Here is a 16905-nt window from a genome sequence, read left to right as displayed (position 1 = left end):
CTGAAAATCGATGAAAGACATTTCCAATCATACCCCGATGATGCAGCAATATCTGCGCATTAAAGCTGAACATCCAGATATCTTGCTGTTTTATCGAATGGGCGATTTCTACGAACTTTTTTATGACGATGCGCATCAAGCTGCAGAGTTACTCGATATCACTTTAACAGCTCGCGGCAACAGTAATGGCGCGCCAATTCCAATGGCGGGTATTCCTTATCATGCTGCTGATGGCTATTTAGCGAGACTGTTAAAAGCGGGTGTGTCAGTCGCCATTTGTGAACAAATTGGTGACCCTAGTACCTCCAAAGGCCCTGTAGAACGAAAAGTCGTGCGCGTATTGACACCTGGCACATTGACCGATGATGCCTTGCTGGATAAACAGCGCGATAACATTTTGCTGGCGATTGCGACCAGTAAAAAAGGTTTTGGTCTGGCTGCTGCTGATTTAAGTAGCGGCCGTTTTTGGGTAACCGAGCTTGAGGATAGTGGCGCCCTTCAAGCCGAATTGGCAAGGTTAAAGCCCGCTGAGATTTTGGCTGATGATTCGGCTAGAGAGCAGTTAAACCATTTTGAAAAACAATGGCGGTCAGTACCTGAATGGCACTTTGATGCTGAGGCCGCGCAGCGTCGTTTGTGCGAACACTTTGCTACACAAGACCTAAAGGGCTTTGGTTGTGAACACATGCCTCTAGCGATTCAGGCTGCAGGTTGTTTACTTAATTATGCTCAGCAAACGCAACAATCAGCATTGCCACAATTGCGAAGTCTGAGTGTTGAGCAAACCACAGACTTTATTAAAATCGACCCACAGTCACGACGAAATCTTGAGTTAGAAACTAATTTATCGGGTGGCAAAGAACACACGCTGCTATCGGTCATTGATAAAACACTGACACCAATGGGAGGGCGTTTGTTAAGACGTTGGTTATTGCAGCCAACACGCCAGCAACAAACTATCGTTAATCGTCAAAACAGTATTGCGTCCTTAATTGATAGCCAACAGGTTGAGCCACTACAGACGTTATTAAAGCCGTTGGGTGATATTGAGCGAATTGTCACGCGTATGGCGCTGCGCTCGGCAAGGCCAAGGGACTTTACCCAGCTAAGAGTAATGCTACAAACGCTGCCAACATTTCATGAGCAGTTGGCAATGTTTGATACTGGCCTGTTAAAAAATCTTGATCGCCAATTAGGTAAGTTTACTGAGCTTAGAGAACATCTGGAACGGGCAATTATCGAAGAACCACCATTACTCATTCGAGATGGTGGTGTCATTGCTGAAGGCTACGATAGTGAGCTTGATAGATTACGTGAGCTACACCTTAACGCCAGCGACTATCTTTCACAGTTAGAGCTGAGAGAGCGTCAGCGCACGGGAATTAGTACGTTAAAAGTTGGCTATAACAAGGTGCATGGTTTTTATATTGAGATGAGCCGTGCACATGATGTGACGCTGCCATTGGACTATCAGCGTAGACAGACCTTAAAAAATGCTGAGCGCTACATAACGCCAGAATTAAAAGCATACGAAGAACAAGTACTCAGTGCTCAAGGTAAAGCGCTTGCTCTTGAAAAGCAGCTTTATGAGCAATTATTTGATGTCATTCAAGGCGATTTGCCCGCTCTCCATCAAAATGCTCAAGCGCTGGCTGAATTGGATGTGTTTTGTAATTTGGCTGAAAGAGCACAAAAGTTAAATTATGTTCAGCCAAAGCTTACTGATAGAGCGACTATTGAAATAAATGCTGGTCGTCACCCAGTTGTGGAATACATTCAAAACACACCATTTTGTGCCAATGATTTAAAACTTAATCAGCAAAAAAGTTTGTTGATTATTACCGGTCCTAATATGGGCGGTAAATCAACCTACATGAGACAAACTGCTCTGATCGTTATCTTGGCCTATATGGGGAGTTTTGTACCGGCTGACAGCGCTGAAATTGGACCTGTTGATCAAGTCTTTACCCGTATTGGTGCAAGTGATGATTTAGCTGCAGGGCGTTCGACATTCATGGTTGAAATGAATGAGTCAGCAAATATCCTTAATAACGCGACAGCGAATAGCCTTGTGCTCATGGATGAAGTAGGGCGGGGAACCAGCACCTTTGATGGTTTGGCGCTGGCATGGAGTTGCGCAGAGAAACTAGTTCGAGATATCGGCGCTTATTGTTTATTTGCGACACATTATTTTGAGATGACGCAGTTACCGGGGCTTTATCAAAAAGCGGCTAATGTGCATTTAGATGCAATTGAGCATGGCGATAAAATCGTATTTTTACATCAGCTAAAACCGGGGGCCGCCAGCCAAAGTTATGGGTTGCAGGTAGCGCAGCTTGCCGGTGTGCCGAAAGATGTTATTCAAACGGCGAAACAAAAGCTGCTGCAATTAGAACAATCACAGTCTAGTGGACTAGTTGATAGCACGGCGCAGCCTCAAGCAGATTTATTCAAGGTAACTGAGCAAGACAATATTCATCAGCCAATTATTGATGCATTGAGAAGTCTTGACCCTGATGAGCTCACACCCAAACAAGCGCTTGAAAAGCTCTATGCATTGAAAAAGCTTGTGAAGGACTAAGTACTAAAAAGCCCCTAAAGTTGATACTGAAGGGGCTTTTTTTTAATGCGGTTTACCTGCTCGCTCACGCTGTAATATTAAATCAGCTGGAGGCGGCATTTGTAGATGAAAGCCTTTTTCCTGAAGGTTTTGCATTACTTTACGAACATCTTCACGAGCCAGCTTACGTTCTTCGGATAATGTTAACTTCATAACAAACTCAGGCTCTTTACCCAGCGATGCCATTAAATCTTCTGGTACGACAGAAAAATCATCATGGTTAGCAAGGTAAAGATAGAGTTCTTCACGCTTACGGCTTTTGTAAATAAACGTTTCCATAATCAGCTTTACTCAACTTCAACGATATCAAAGGTATGGCTAATTTCTGCTGTTTTGCCAAGCATGATTGAAGCAGAGCAGTACTTTTCTGTTGATTGTTTGATTGCTCTGTCAACAAAAGTTGGTTTCACGTTTTTACCTGTTACGGTGTAGTGGACATGAATTTTAGTAAACACCTTTGGCATTTCATCAGCACGCTCGGCCTCAACAGCGACAACACAATCACTGATGTCTTGTTTTGAGTTTTTCAGAATGCCAACGACATCATAAGCAGTACAACCAGCCATGCCGAGTAACAACAATTCCATCGGACGCATGCCTGTGTCTTTACCACCAGAATCAGCTGGACCCTCCATCACTATGGTATGTCCTGTGCCGCTTTGTCCCAAGAACAAAACATCTTCAACCCATTTGACCCGCGCTTTCATTGTGATACCTGTTTTGAATTGCTAAATAGTCACAATTTTGCCATATTCGTCAGCATTGGACAGAATTTGTTCGTAATGATTCGCCATGTCGGCGATGGGAAAAACGATGGATTATCATAAACATAAAGCAATCGAAGCCGGTCTGGCTGAATTTTTTCAACATTGTCATAGCCGACATTATCCCGCAAAAACCATCATTGTTCGCCCTGGTGATGCTGCTGATAAACTTTATTATCTGCGCGAGGGTTCAGTTAGTATTTGCATGGAAAATGAAGAAGGCGAAGAGCTTATCGTCGCTTATCTAAATCAAGGTGATTTTATTGGTGAAATCGGCTTGTTCTCGGAAGTCGGCGACCGTATGGTGACAGTGCGTGCTCGCAGTGACTGTAGAACTGAAGAAATCAGTTATCAACAAATTCGTAGCATGGCGACCACACAGCTAAAAAACAGCTACCCAGTGTTGCTACAAACCTTAGCTGAGCAGTTAGCACGTCGTCTGTTAAGTACCACACGAAAAGCGTCTGATATGGCATTTTTGGATGTCGCGGGTCGTGTTACAGCAGCACTTGAAGAATTAGCTGCTCAACCTGATGCAATGCGTCATGAAGAGGGTATGCAGATCAAGGTGACGCGTCAGGAAATCAGCCGAATCGTTGGTTGCTCGCGTGAGATGGTGGGCCGTGTTCTTAAAGAGTTACAAGAGCAAGGTTTACTCTGGGCGCATGGCAAAACCGTCATCTTATATGATGAGGAACACCGCCGTTCAGGGATGCACCTCAACAAACAAGCAGGTTAATAACTATTTGGCGTTAGGCGAATAACTCGCTTAACGCCTGACCTGGCTCATCGGCGCGCATAAAGGCTTCACCAACCAGAAAAGCATTCACATCATGCTCACGCATCAGTGCTACATCATTCGGTGTGTGAATACCACTTTCGGTAACCACGATGGTTTCATCGGGGATCATTTTCAGTAGTTCAGTAGTCGTTTCTAAACTGGTTTCAAATGTCCGTAAATCACGGTTATTAATACCAATTAGCGGTAAGTTCAGGGCCAAGGCACGCTGTAACTCTTCGGCGTCATGTACTTCTACTAAAACGTCCATATCAAGTTGGATAGCCAATTGGCTTAACTCTTCTAACTGATGGTCATCAAGTGCGGCCACAATCAGCAAAATGCAGTCGGCATTGATCGCACGAGCTTCAAAGACTTGGTATGGGTCGATAATGAAATCTTTACGAATAACCGGCAGGTTACAGGCTTCACGCGCTTGTTGCAGGTAGCTTTCATGACCTTGGAAAAAGTCTTGATCAGTTAAAACTGATAGACATGCAGCACCACCATCTTCATAAGATTTGGCGATTTCATCAGGGTGAAAGTCAGCACGTAACAGCCCTTTACTTGGTGAGGCTTTTTTTACTTCAGCTATAACGGCACTTTTTCCTGCTGCTAACTTTGCCTGCATTGACTCAACAAAACCCCGGACAGGATCTGCATTTTCTGCCAGTTCTTGAAGTTTAATGAGTGGCACTCTTGCACTACGTTCAGCAATTTCTTCCTGTTTACGAGCAAGGATCTTTTTCAGAATATCGGGTTTGTCGGTCATATCAGTTTACTTGTTGACTGCATTGAATAAGTGCATCGAGTTTATTTTGGGCTTTACCGTTATCGATGACTTGTTGGGCGACGGTAATACCTTGCGCTAAAGTTGGTGCAATATCCGCAGCATAAATAGCAGCACCCGCGTTCATCACAACGATGTCGCGAGCAGGCCCTTTCTGGCCGGCAAAAATGCCTTTAATGATATCTAGGCTCTGTTGTGCGTCATTAACGGTCAGTTGGCTAATGTCAGCACGTTGCAAAGCAAAGTCTTCTGGTTTGATACGGTATTCTTGGATTTCACCGTTTTTCAATTCAGCGACCAAAGTATCAGAACCAATACTTATTTCATCCATACCATCTTCAGCATGCACAATAAGAATATGTTTGCTGCCAAGGTTTTTCAGTACTTCAGCCATTGGTCTTAACCACTTAGCGTCGTAAACACCCAATACTTGGTGTGGTGCTTTGGCTGGATTGGTCAATGGACCTAGTAAGTTAAAGATGGTGCGGACAGCCATTTGTTTACGGGCATTAATGGCATGCTTCATTGCACCATGATGTTTTTGGGCAAACAAAAAGCCGATACCGGCTTCGGCAATACAATGACCAACTTGGTCTGCGGTTAGATCGAGATTAACACCGGCTGCTTCTAACACATCAGCACTACCAGAGGTACTGGATACTGAGCGGTTACCATGTTTGGCTACTTTGGCACCGGCTGCCGAAACCACAAAAGCACTGGCTGTTGAAACGTTAAAACTACTGGCACCATCACCACCAGTACCACAAGTATCAATTACCGGTGAACCTGTTACTGAAACAGGTGTTGCTAACTCACGCATAACCTTAGCGGCAGCGGTGATCTCATCAACTGTTTCACCTTTCATTGCAAGGCCAATCAAAAAACCACCTATTTGTGCATCCGTTGCCTGACCGGTCATGATGGTATTCATAACTTCAAGCATTTCCTGCTCAGCAAGGTTTTCGCCTTGCATAACGCGCTTAATCGCTTGTGGAAGTGTAATAACCTTTTCAGCCATGGTGTTCATCCAAAAAGTTCTTCAGAAGCTGATGTCCTTGTTCAGTCAGAATTGATTCAGGATGAAATTGAACACCTTCAACTGGCAATGTTTTGTGGCGAATCCCCATAATTTCATCAAGGTCACCGTTGTCTTTTTGCGTCCAAGCCGTTACTTCAAAACAATCAGGCAAGGTATCTTTTTTGACTACCAGAGAGTGATATCGGGTGGCTTGTAAAGGATTGTTGAGGCCTTTAAAAACGCCCAAATCTTCGTGGTAAACGGGTGAGGTTTTACCATGCATAATTTCACGTGCATGAACAACATCACCGCCAAAAGCCTGACCAATAGCCTGGTGACCAAGACAAACACCTAACAAGGGTTTTACACCTGCAAAGTGTTTGATAACGTCCAGCGATACACCAGCTTCATTGGGTGTACATGGGCCCGGCGAAATCACGATTTGAGCGGGATTAAGTCTTTCAATATCAGCGATACTTATCTGGTCGTTGCGTTTAACCTGAACATCCGCCCCAAGCTCGGCAAAATATTGCACAAGGTTGTAGGTGAAAGAGTCATAGTTGTCGATCATCAATAACATGGGCTAGTCCTGGTTAGCGCTGTTCAGAAGAAGGCGGTTGTAAACCGGCTTCGGCCATTGCAACAGCACGAAATATCGCGCGGGCTTTGTTCATGGTTTCCTGCCATTCAGACTCAGGTACAGAGTCGTAAACAATACCTGCACCAGCTTGAATGTGGAGGTGTTCGTTTTTGATAACTGCAGTACGAATCGCAATCGCAGTATCCATATTGCCAGACCATGATAAATAACCCACTGCACCAGCATAAACGCCGCGTTTAACTGGCTCTAGCTCATCAATGATTTCCATTGCACGCACTTTGGGGGCACCACTGACAGTTCCAGCCGGGAAGGTTGCTCTGAGGGCATCTAATGCACTCATGTTTGGCACAACCTGACCAGTCACATTCGATACGATATGCATCACGTGTGAGTAACGTTCAATAACCATTTTGTCGGTAAGATTAACGGTACCGGTTTGGCTGACACGACCAATATCATTACGACCCAAATCGATAAGCATTAAATGCTCAGCTAGTTCCTTTGGATCGGATAATAAGTCTTCTTCTAATGCTTTATCTTCCTCAGCTGTTTTACCACGCTGACGGGTTCCAGCGATCGGACGAACCGTGACTTCGTTGTCTTCCATTCGTACCAGAATCTCTGGTGAAGAGCCAACAACGTGGAAATCTTCCAAGTTCAGATAGAACATGTAAGGTGATGGATTTAACGTCCGTAATGCGCGATACAAATCAATCGGGGCAGCTTGGAAAGGAATTGATAAGCGTTGTGACAATACCACCTGCATGATGTCGCCATCGGTGATGTATTGTTTGGCTTTTTCAACTGCGTTGATAAACCCATCATGGGTAAAGCCAGAAACGAAATCTTGTTCGTTAACTTCTGTCGTTTTGGATGATGATTTAGCTGATGCCGTCGTTTCACGTAAGGTTTTAATCAAACTATCGAGCTTGGCATTGGCTTTTTCAAACGCATCTGCCTCAGCTGGATCTGAATGCACGATGAGGTACAAGCGGTTGCTTAAATTATCAAAAACAACCAACTCATCAGACACCATTAATAAGATATCTGGGCAACCTAATGGGTCTTTTGATGGTGCATCACCAAGACGTGTTTCGACATAACGAACAGTGTCGTAGCCAAAATAGCCAACTAAGCCGCCATTAAATTTTGGCAAGCCGTCAACTTCAGGCACTTTGAAGCTATCTTGAAACTGGGCAACCCATTTAAGGGGATCAGATTTAATATGGGTTTGAACCAATTCATCATCTTTAAAGACTCGGATCTGTGAGCCGAAAATTTTGATGATGTGTTTGCACGGTAAACCAATAATGGAATACCGACCCCATTTTTCACCACCTTGCACTGACTCAAACAGGTAAGAGTAGGGTGCATCAGCAAGTTTCAAATAGGTACTAAGTGGCGTATCCAAATCAGCGAGTACTTCACGAGCAATCGGAATTCGGTTATAGCCAGCTTCGGCGAGTTGATTAAATTGTGCCTGTTTCATGATTGGCTTCTAAATTGTGCCCGGCACGAGGCCGGGCATGTATCTAATCCCTGACGCGATTTAGATTTTGGCTTGAGCCAATTCAGCGCGCAGTGCAGAAATAACGGTTTCGTATTGGTTTGGATCGCTGCTGTTCGCTGCACCAAATACCGCACTACCAGCGACAAAAGTACGAGCACCAGCTTCTGCTATTTCACGAATGTTATTAACGTTTACACCGCCATCGATTTCTAAATCGATATCGTAGCCGCTTTCGTCAATCATTTTGCGAGCTTGGCGTAGTTTATCCAGCGTGTGTGGAATAAATTTTTGACCACCAAAACCAGGGTTAACAGACATTAACAAAATGCGGTCAACTTTATCTAAAACATGTTCAGCCAATGACAGTGGTGTCGCTGGGTTGAACACTAAACCTGTTTTACAGCCTTCTGATTTAACTAACTGCAAGCTGCGGTCAATGTGTTCTGAAGCCTCAGGGTGGAAAGTGATGTAGCTAGCGCCTGCTTTTGCAAAATCAGGAATGATGCGGTCAACAGGTTTAACCATCAAATGCACGTCGATTTCAGCAGTAACGCCATGCTTGCGCAAAGCTTCACAAACCAATGGACCAATTGTCAGGTTTGGAACGTAGTGGTTATCCATTACGTCAAAGTGAACAATGTCAGCACCAGAAGCTAGTACATTGACGACTTCTTCGCCAAGGCGAGCAAAGTCAGCAGATAAAATGGATGGAGCAATTTTAAATTCAGCCATAACGGTCTCTCACTATTTTTAGTATGCAGATTCAAAACCCATTACTTTACCCCAAAAATGGCTAATTTTCAGCTTTTGAAAGATAACTACTGTGATTATACTGAGGGCAGTTATTTCGTCGTTTGCTAACCGGAGAATACCTTGCAACGATTCATATTATCAGCAATGTTAAGTTTGTTGCTTGTGACCCAAGTACAAGCGGGTGCTGTGACCGAAGCGCCGACAACAGAAGCAACACAAGACCCTGCTGGCATCGTGCAGGCCGGTGGCAAAATTGAAGGTGGATTTGAGTTAGCGGTGGGTGAGACCAGTATTGCTGCTGCGTACTTACCGCAAAGGCTAGGTGGTTTGCGAGGTGCTGTATTAATACTGCATGACCAGTCTGCGCAGATTGATGGTCCTTTAATCCATCAGCTTCGTGAAGATTTAACGCTGTATGGATGGGATACGCTTGCCGTATCCCTAAACCATCAAATCCAACAGCAAACAGATAAGTCTGCTGAAGTTGTAGATACCCAGCCAACTAGCGGTGACGTTAGCGAATCTGCAGCGCCAGACGAAAATTCAGTGACTGATACCAGCACTGAGCTAGCAAGTAATCAAGAAAGTCAGCCAACAGAAAATAAAGATGGGAAAGCTGCTAGTGCTTTGCAGGTGCCTAGTAATGCAGAGCGGATGGATGCTGCTTTAGCTTGGATCCAAGCTAAAAATCCACCAAGTGTTGTTATTATCGGACATGGTATGGGGGTTGAAACTGCAATCGATACCTTAACGTTCAAACCTCAACAGCTAAAAGCGCTCGTTATTATCAGTGCAGATGAGGCCGTTACCTCGGAGCGATTATTAGCAACCCGAGTCCCTGTTTTAGACATCATGGGGCGCCAAGTTAACCAGTCTTTAAAACAAGCTGCTGTAACGAGATTGAGCAACTTACGTTTAACCAGCAATGATTTATATAGTCAGCGAATTGTCAGTGCAGCCGATCGCGATTTCACTGGAATTGAGAATACGCTAGGTAAGCAGATACACAGTTGGCTGTATCGTCGTCTTATTGCTAACTAAAGATCTGTATGCAGCTATATTATGGCGGTCAAGTTGTCCTTCAACGCAGTAGTGATGAAGGTATTATCGAAGTTGTCGATATTGGCGATATACGTTCTTTACACTTCGGCACTTTTCCCCGCCAAAGTAGTATGTCCCTCCAGTTACCACATCGTTTGGAGTTGAGTTATACCCGCTCAATGATGGCTTGTTTGCTGTTTAACCCTTTTCCAAAACATATTCTGGTTGTTGGGTTAGGTGGCGGTTCTCTTGTTAAGTTTTTGTTGTATCACTATCCAAACTGCCAGATCACGGTCATAGAGTACCGGCAGGATGTGATTGATGTTGCTCAACAGTTTTTTGGGGTTCCCAAAAATGATCCTCGCCTGATGATTTATCGTGATGATGGTTATCAGAAAATAAGTGAGATTTTTTATCAAGGTGAGCAAAAATTTGATGTACTGCTGGTCGATGCATATGACCATGAAGGCATGGCATTAAGTGTTGATGCCCAAGTTTTCTTTGATGCGTGTGCTGGAGTGTTATCTTCCCGAGGTGTGATGAGCATTAACTTATGGGGCAGCAATCGATCTGCTTTTAATCGGACCATGCAGTTAGTTAATCAGAGCTTTGAAGACCAAAGCTTAATCTTGCCGGTTGCGGACAAAGGTAATGTGATTGGCTTAGCGATGAAACAGGTGGTAAATCCATCACAGTTAAAAAAGTTACGACCACTTGCAGAACAAATGGAAGACAGTTTGCAAATCGGACTACCACAGTTGTTACAGCAACTAATACGCCAAAATCAGTCTTTTTTGACGCGGTTATTTCTATAAAAATAAGTATATTAGGCGTGACAATTGATGTTTTTTATGACAAAAATACATAAAAGTTTTTTGGATAAGGTTAGTTAACTATGTGGCGTGCAGTTATCTTATTAATGTGTTTGGCGATGGGCTTGCCAGCAGCCGCTTCTAGTGACGGAATTGAAATCGTTATTGTCCGTGATCAAAACCAACTGCTTATCAAAAAAGACAAAAACACGATTAAGACATTTCATGCTGCATTTGGCAGTGGTGGTAGACAAGCCAAAGTGCGTGAGGGTGATCGTAAAACGCCAAAAGGTTATTACCGCATTCATGAAGTTCGGAGTAGTAATCAGTTCCTGACTTTCATGCAGTTAAATTATCCAAACATGAACGATGCCAAAAATGCGCTTAAATCGGGATTGATTGATCGTAAAGAGTATCGTCGTATTCTTGGGGCACATTTGTATAACGAATTACCACCCCAGAACACCGTTTTAGGTGGTTTGATTGGTATTCATGGTATTGGTAGCGAAACACAGGAAAAAATAGACATTCATGAGATGTCGAACTGGACCAAAGGGTGCATCGCACTCCGAAACAGTGAAATCCGAGAGTTACAAAAGTATGTTAGCCACGGCACGCCGGTCATTATTATTGATAGCCTGCCAGAACTTGCTGCTTATCGGCAGGATTGATTTTCCAAAGCGGTTTTAACCGCAGTTTGATAGAATAACCCCTTGATTTTTTTGCCTGCTGCGCATTGAGGGTCTATGCACGCCGCTCCTGACATTTTTTCCTACCGTAAATACTGGGCACAGCGCTTTGGCGTCGCCAAACAGTTGCCAATGAACCGCGCTGAAATGGACGCGCTGGGCTGGGATAGCTGTGACGTCATTATCGTGACTGGTGATGCTTATGTTGATCATCCTAGTTTCGGTATGGCGCTAATTGGCCGCCTGTTGGAGGCACAAGGTTTTCGTGTAGGGATCATTGCCCAACCAGATTGGACAAGTGCCGAAGACTTCAAAAAGCTTGGTAAACCAAATCTTTTTTGGGGTGTGACTGGCGGTAACATGGATTCCATGGTGAATCGCTACACGTCAGATAAGAAAATTCGACGTAATGATGCTTACACCGCAGGTGGTGAGGGTGGTAAACGTCCAGACAGAAGTGTTGTCGTTTACAGTCAGCGCTGTCGTGAAGCCTACAAAGATGTGCCGATTGTAATGGGTGGTATTGAAGCCAGTTTACGTCGGATTGCGCATTATGATTACTGGTCAGAAAAAGTTCGCCGTAGTGTCATTATGGACGCTAAAGCTGATTTACTGGTTTACGGTAATGGCGAACGTCAAGTTGTCGAAATTGCTCACCGTTTAGCCAATGGTGAAGACGTAAGTGAGCTCACTGATATTCGTGGCACTGCATTTTTAACCAAACACAGTCGTCGTGAAGGATGGTGGGAGAAAGACTCAACCAGCATTGATACGCCGGGTAAGTTGAATCCACCGATTGATCCATATCAGATGCAAACGCCAGAGTCTTGTGAAACCTCACAAGCGGAAACTGCCGAGCAAACGGTAGCACCTGAGCCAAAAACCAACGTCATTAAAATTCATCGTGTTTCACCACGTAATGCAGATAAGACCGTAATTCGCCTACCTGCTTACAATCAGGTGAAAGATGATCCAATCACTTACGCGCACACATCAAGAATTCTGCACTTAGAGACAAACCCAGGGAATGCACTAGCACTTGTGCAGCAGCACGGTGATTGGGATGTCTGGCTGAATCCACCGCCAATACCTTTAACTACCAAAGAGATGGATGCTGTTTTTGATCTGCCATACAGCCGTGTCCCGCATGTGCAATATGGTCAGATGAATATTCCCGCCTACGAAATGATTCGCTTTTCAGTCAACATCATGCGGGGTTGTTTTGGTGGTTGTACTTTCTGTTCGATAACTGAACATGAGGGACGCATTATCCAAAGTCGTAGTGAAGACTCGATCATCAGAGAAGTTGAAGCGATTCGAGACACCACGCCAGGCTTTACCGGGGTTATTTCCGACTTGGGTGGCCCAACCGCGAATATGTATCGTCTTGCTTGTAAGAGCGAAGAAATTGAAGCTAGCTGCCGCCGGTTATCATGCGTATTCCCAGGTATCTGTAAAAACTTAAATACTGACCATACACCGCTGATCAATCTTTATCGTCGGGCACGTAAATTACCGGGTATCAAAAAAATCTTGATTGCTTCTGGTTTACGTTATGACTTAGCGGTTGAATCACCAGAGTATGTTAAAGAACTGGTTACACATCATGTCGGTGGTTATCTGAAAATTGCACCAGAACACACCGAAGAAGGGCCATTATCGCAGATGATGAAGCCCGGCATTGGTACCTACGATAAATTCAAACAGATGTTTGAGAAGTACTCAAAAGAAGCCGGTAAAGAACAATATCTGATCCCTTATTTTATCGCTGCACATCCAGGTACGACTGATAAAGATATGCTGAACTTGGCGCTGTGGTTGAAGCGAAATGGTTTCCGGGCAGATCAGGTACAAGCATATTTACCATCACCGATGTCTGCGGCCGCGGCAATGTATCACTCGGGTAAAGATACGCTGCATAAAGTGCGTCGTATTGGCGGTGACATTCAAGTACCAAAAGGCTTGAGAAAACGTCGACTGCACAAAGCATTTCTGCGTTATCACGATCCTGAAAACTGGCCGATGTTACGTGAAGCGCTGCAAAATATGGGTCGTGCCGATTTGATTGGTAATGGTAAAAAACACCTTATACCAACTTATCAGCCAGCAGGTACAGGTGAGCAGGGCGAAGGCCGTCGGGTAAGTCGTAAAGCGGTTACACCAGCTATGGCTGCTAAACAATTCCGTACTCAACATGTGCGTGGCAAATCGGGTAAAACCCCAGCTAAACGTAGTCGTAAACGTTAACGGCGAGCGAGGGCGTCTAATCGTTCGAGTTCGGTTTTAATTGGTATTTGGGCAAGTTGCTCACCAGCCCGTTGATACCAATAGCTAGCATTACCTAAATCGCCTTCTTGGCGGTGTAGAAAACCATGAATTAAACAGGCCAGAGGGTCTTTAACGGTTTGTATTAATTCGTGAGCATTATGCCAATCGTCATCACGGATAAATGCAATTGCTTGTTGATGAATTAGTGCCATAGGTCCTCCGTTGGCTTTGGACCTATGGTAACGTATTCAGATTGTTAGTGTTATTGCCAGCTAACGCTTCCCATCATTAACAAACTGCCAACAATGGCAAAAGGTGATGTCATCACCACAAACAGTAAGCGTAATAATTCACGGCTTACATAGATGAAATCGATAATTAAAGACATGGTCGCCTCCTATGCAACAAGTGCTTGAATTATAATGCCGCTCTGTGACTGACCTATGACAGCGAAATGACTATCCGATGAACTTGCTTGCTTTAGATACCTGTACTGAAAATTGCAGTGCGGCAATATTATTTAACGACGCCATGCACACCGTCCATGAGGTTACTCAGCGAGGACATTCCGAGCGTATTTTAAGTATGTTGGATGAGGTGCTTGCCAAAGCTGGTTGCCAATTAAAAGACATTGACTGTTTAGTGTTTGGTCGAGGGCCTGGCTCGTTTACCGGGGTTCGTGTTGGTGTGGCTGTTGCACAGGGTGTGGCATTTGCCCATGAGTTACCGGTATTACCAATCTCAACACTGGCTGCTGTAGCGCAGAGTGCTTATTTAAAGCATGGCGTTACCCATATTAGTGTTGCCATGGACGCGCGGATGAGTGAGGTCTATCACGCCGATTTTGTCATTCAAGATGGACTTGCTGTAGCGGTTTCAGAAGAGCAGGTATTGGCGCCTGAGTTAGTAAAATTATCAGATGATAAAGACTCGTGGTTTGCCGCTGGCACTGGCTGGGCAGTTTATGAATCGCAAATTTCGCTAGCTATCAAAGACAGATTGTCTGACATTGATAGCACACTTTTACCGAGTGCTGAAGCGATGTTGCTACTCGCCAAACACCAGTATCAACAAGGTTTACAAATCTCTGCTGAACAAGCGCTGCCAGTGTATTTAAGAAATAATGTAGCCAAGAAGAAGGGTGAACAATAATGGTCGACAAAGCCGACAATATTTATGCTTCGCCGTTGGCAAAAATGGTCAACTTCCGATTTGATGAACGTGTGGCAGATGTTTTTCCTGACATGATTCAACGTTCAGTCCCTGGCTACGGTACCTTGATCTCCAATATCGGCATTATTGCCGGCCACTATGCAAAACCTAATAGTGACTGTTATGACTTGGGCTGTTCTCTTGGTGCGGTGACTTTATCGATGCGTCAACGAGTCAAGGCTGAGGGTTGTCGAATTATTGCCATTGATAATTCAACAGCCATGATAGAGCGTGCTGAGCGCATCATGGGCGAAGATAATAACCGTGTTCCCGTAGTTTTGAAGCAGGAAGATATTGTTGATAGTGTTATCGAAAAAGCATCCGTAGTAGTGATGAATTTCACGCTGCAATTTATTGCGCCAGAGTCTCGTGACGCCATCATTCAGAAAATTTATGATGGCTTATTGCCCGGCGGTGTCATGATCCTGTCTGAAAAGCTTGCCTTTACAGAAGTGCCGAGTCAGTTGTTTCAACAAGAACTTCATTTAGATTTTAAACGCGCTAATGGCTACAGTGATTTGGAAATCAGCCAAAAACGTAGTGCTTTAGAAAACGTCCTCATTCCTGAAACGGCGGAAACACATCGCCAGCGTTTTTTAACAGCAGGGTTTAGTCAGGTGGAGCAGTGGTTTCAATGCTTTAACTTCGCATCTTTTATCGCAATTAAATAATGGTTTATCAAACATTCTACGATTGGCTAGATCAAGCTGGCCAGGGCGCTTGGCGTCAACAACTGCAATCACAAGTTGAAGCGAAATTACATCCGGAACGTCATGGGAAAATGCCAATTTGGCAACAGGCGATAGCTGATTTACCTAGGGTGAAACCTTCTATTATTAATTTAAAAGATATGGTTTCTATTGGTAAAGCAGACGACTTGGACGACTTCCCTAGTGAAACGTTAACGTCATTGCTCAAACAGTTTCATCCATGGCGGAAAGGGCCGTATCAGCTATTTGATATAGAAATTGATACTGAGTGGCACTCAGACTGGAAGTGGGATCGGGTATTACCGCATATCAAACCGCTGAAGAATCGGGTTGTGTTGGATGTTGGTGGCGGTAATGGTTATCACGGTTGGCGCATGGTCGGTGAAGATGCTCAGATGGTTATGGGGATTGACCCGACATGGGTATTCGCCATGCAGTATCAAGTCATGCAGCACTTTATCCAAAGTGATCGTCATTTTGTATTGCCGATTGGCATTGAACACATGCCTGAAGATCTACAGTTTTTTGATACTGTTTTTTCAATGGGGGTGCTTTACCATCGCCGTTCACCGCTGGCGCATTTGATGGAGTGTCGTCAGTGTTTGAAACCGGGGGGACAGTTTGTTCTAGAAACCTTGGTGATTGATGGTGAGTTGGGTATGACGCTGATGCCAGAACAACGTTATGCCAAGATGAATAATGTTTGGTTTATTCCAACCGTACCCACGATGGAATTATGGCTAAGGAAATGCGGTTTTAAAAACGTACGTTGTGTAAATGTTGCCGAAACGACAGTTGAAGAACAACGTGCAACGGAATGGATGACCTTTGAGTCATTGGCGGACTTTTTAGATCCAAAAGATAATACGAAAACGATTGAAGGTTACCCAGGTCCTAAACGAGCTGTATTTATAGCTGATGCGCCTCGCTAAAGCGCCATAGAACCGGGAGAGACTGATATCCACTTGCCGCTGCGGTGTTGGCAAGCTTCAAGGGATTTGATGTCCTGTTCATCGTCTTTAGTGATGGTGAGATCGTAGGCAAGACATGGATAACTACCAAAACTGTAACTTCTTTTAATATCGATTTGGTAAGCGATACCGGTATCATCATTTAACCAAGCATGTGGTGTATCTGATGCTTGGCTAGAAAGGGCTTGTTGAGTGCGTTCGAGATCTGGTGTTGTCATGGCCGTATCGGTTTCGATACCAGCCTCAACACCTGCCAACAAGTCCAGAGAAGCTTGGGCTTGAGGCAAAAAGAGACATAATAACAATAGTACGCCAGTGGCGTTAAATTGCTGGTTTATCAATATTTTTTCCATCGTTGGCATCCAACG

At 44.4% G+C, this 16905-nt stretch carries 19 protein-coding genes; 9 read left to right on the top strand and 10 right to left on the bottom strand.

The annotated features are described in order from the left end of the window. Positions 1-10 precede the first annotated feature (10 nt). Entirely contained in the window at positions 11-2581 is a 2571-nt protein-coding gene (mutS, locus tag OMP94_RS03860) for a DNA mismatch repair protein MutS (RefSeq protein ID WP_266276212.1), read from the top strand. 42 nt (positions 2582-2623) lie between these two features. Here mutS and OMP94_RS03855 read toward each other — a convergent pair whose 3' ends face one another. Both OMP94_RS03855 and OMP94_RS03850 read right to left on the bottom strand, forming a co-directional pair. Then, complete coding sequence (locus tag OMP94_RS03855; protein WP_266276210.1) at positions 2624-2899, bottom strand: YcgL domain-containing protein; 276 nt, start codon at positions 2897-2899, stop codon at positions 2624-2626. An 8-nt stretch (positions 2900-2907) separates the two neighbouring features. After that, positions 2908-3327, bottom strand: a complete 420-nt coding sequence (locus tag OMP94_RS03850; protein WP_266276205.1) for an OsmC family protein — start codon at positions 3325-3327, stop codon at positions 2908-2910. A 106-nt stretch (positions 3328-3433) separates the two neighbouring features. Between OMP94_RS03850 and crp the strand changes: the two genes are divergently transcribed. Continuing rightward, positions 3434-4123, top strand: a complete 690-nt coding sequence (gene crp, locus OMP94_RS03845; RefSeq protein WP_266276203.1) for a cAMP-activated global transcriptional regulator CRP — start codon at positions 3434-3436, stop codon at positions 4121-4123. A 13-nt stretch (positions 4124-4136) separates the two neighbouring features. On the opposite strand, the gene trpC is transcribed toward crp, so the two are convergent. From trpC to rpe, 5 genes are read right to left on the bottom strand one after another with little or no spacing between them, the layout of a single operon-like run. Then, the gene (trpC, locus tag OMP94_RS03840; RefSeq protein ID WP_266276200.1) at positions 4137-4934 is read right to left on the bottom strand and encodes an indole-3-glycerol phosphate synthase TrpC; all 798 of its coding nucleotides are present in this window, start codon (positions 4932-4934) and stop codon (positions 4137-4139) included. Position 4935: 1 nt separating this feature from the next. Beyond that, positions 4936-5970 carry an anthranilate phosphoribosyltransferase gene (gene trpD / locus OMP94_RS03835; RefSeq protein WP_266276197.1) on the bottom strand — a complete coding sequence of 345 codons (1035 nt, stop codon included), beginning with the start codon at positions 5968-5970 and terminating at the stop codon, positions 4936-4938. Further along, positions 5963-6550, bottom strand: a complete 588-nt coding sequence (locus tag OMP94_RS03830) for an aminodeoxychorismate/anthranilate synthase component II (protein ID WP_266276195.1) — start codon at positions 6548-6550, stop codon at positions 5963-5965. The genes trpD and OMP94_RS03830 overlap by 8 nt, the downstream gene beginning before the upstream one ends. Before the next feature lie 13 nt (positions 6551-6563). After that, positions 6564-8060: an anthranilate synthase component I gene (gene trpE, locus OMP94_RS03825; protein WP_266276193.1), complete on the bottom strand. Its 1497-nt coding sequence runs from the start codon at positions 8058-8060 to the stop codon at positions 6564-6566. A gap of 60 nt (positions 8061-8120) precedes the next feature. Then, on the bottom strand, positions 8121-8813 hold the full coding sequence (rpe, locus tag OMP94_RS03820; protein WP_266276191.1) for a ribulose-phosphate 3-epimerase: 693 nt from the start codon (positions 8811-8813) through the stop codon (positions 8121-8123). Between the two features lie 141 nt (positions 8814-8954). Between rpe and OMP94_RS03815 the strand changes: the two genes are divergently transcribed. The 4 genes from OMP94_RS03815 to OMP94_RS03800 all read left to right on the top strand — a co-directional run bounded on the left by OMP94_RS03815 (position 8955) and on the right by OMP94_RS03800 (position 13623). Further along, the gene (locus OMP94_RS03815; RefSeq protein WP_266276189.1) at positions 8955-9875 is read left to right on the top strand and encodes a DUF3530 family protein; all 921 of its coding nucleotides are present in this window, start codon (positions 8955-8957) and stop codon (positions 9873-9875) included. A gap of 8 nt (positions 9876-9883) precedes the next feature. Next, positions 9884-10690 (top strand): spermidine synthase, encoded by an 807-nt coding sequence (locus OMP94_RS03810; protein ID WP_266276187.1) that lies wholly within the window; start codon positions 9884-9886, stop codon positions 10688-10690. An 80-nt stretch (positions 10691-10770) separates the two neighbouring features. Beyond that, a complete protein-coding gene (locus tag OMP94_RS03805) occupies positions 10771-11358 on the top strand; it encodes a L,D-transpeptidase family protein (protein ID WP_266276185.1) in 588 nt (195 codons plus the stop codon). A gap of 75 nt (positions 11359-11433) precedes the next feature. After that, positions 11434-13623, top strand: a complete 2190-nt coding sequence (locus tag OMP94_RS03800; protein ID WP_266276183.1) for a YgiQ family radical SAM protein — start codon at positions 11434-11436, stop codon at positions 13621-13623. Here OMP94_RS03800 and OMP94_RS03795 read toward each other — a convergent pair. Both OMP94_RS03795 and OMP94_RS03790 read right to left on the bottom strand, forming a co-directional pair. After that, positions 13620-13856, bottom strand: a complete 237-nt coding sequence (locus OMP94_RS03795) for a hypothetical protein (protein ID WP_266276181.1) — start codon at positions 13854-13856, stop codon at positions 13620-13622. The two genes, OMP94_RS03800 and OMP94_RS03795, sit on opposite strands and share 4 nt — an antisense overlap. Positions 13857-13906: 50 nt before the next feature. Continuing rightward, positions 13907-14032 (bottom strand): hypothetical protein, encoded by a 126-nt coding sequence (locus OMP94_RS03790; protein WP_266276179.1) that lies wholly within the window; start codon positions 14030-14032, stop codon positions 13907-13909. 77 nt (positions 14033-14109) lie between these two features. Between OMP94_RS03790 and tsaB the strand changes: the two genes are divergently transcribed. From tsaB to cmoB, 3 genes are read left to right on the top strand one after another with little or no spacing between them, the layout of a single operon-like run. Then, on the top strand, positions 14110-14796 hold the full coding sequence (gene tsaB, locus OMP94_RS03785) for a tRNA (adenosine(37)-N6)-threonylcarbamoyltransferase complex dimerization subunit type 1 TsaB (protein ID WP_266276177.1): 687 nt from the start codon (positions 14110-14112) through the stop codon (positions 14794-14796). After that, the gene (gene cmoA, locus OMP94_RS03780) at positions 14796-15527 is read left to right on the top strand and encodes a carboxy-S-adenosyl-L-methionine synthase CmoA (protein WP_266276175.1); all 732 of its coding nucleotides are present in this window, start codon (positions 14796-14798) and stop codon (positions 15525-15527) included. The genes tsaB and cmoA overlap by 1 nt, the downstream gene beginning before the upstream one ends. After that, entirely contained in the window at positions 15527-16498 is a 972-nt protein-coding gene (gene cmoB, locus OMP94_RS03775) for a tRNA 5-methoxyuridine(34)/uridine 5-oxyacetic acid(34) synthase CmoB (protein WP_266276173.1), read from the top strand. The genes cmoA and cmoB overlap by 1 nt, the downstream gene beginning before the upstream one ends. On the opposite strand, the gene OMP94_RS03770 is transcribed toward cmoB, so the two are convergent. Next, positions 16495-16890, bottom strand: a complete 396-nt coding sequence (locus OMP94_RS03770) for a hypothetical protein (RefSeq protein ID WP_266276171.1) — start codon at positions 16888-16890, stop codon at positions 16495-16497. The two genes, cmoB and OMP94_RS03770, sit on opposite strands and share 4 nt — an antisense overlap. Positions 16891-16905: the final 15 nt, after the last annotated feature.

This window comes from Methylophaga sp. OBS3, from assembly GCF_026319325.1.
Classification (GTDB): Bacteria; Pseudomonadota; Gammaproteobacteria; order Nitrosococcales; family Methylophagaceae; genus Methylophaga.
Note: the sequence above shows the minus strand (reverse complement) of the source record. Positions and strands in the feature narration are given on the sequence as shown.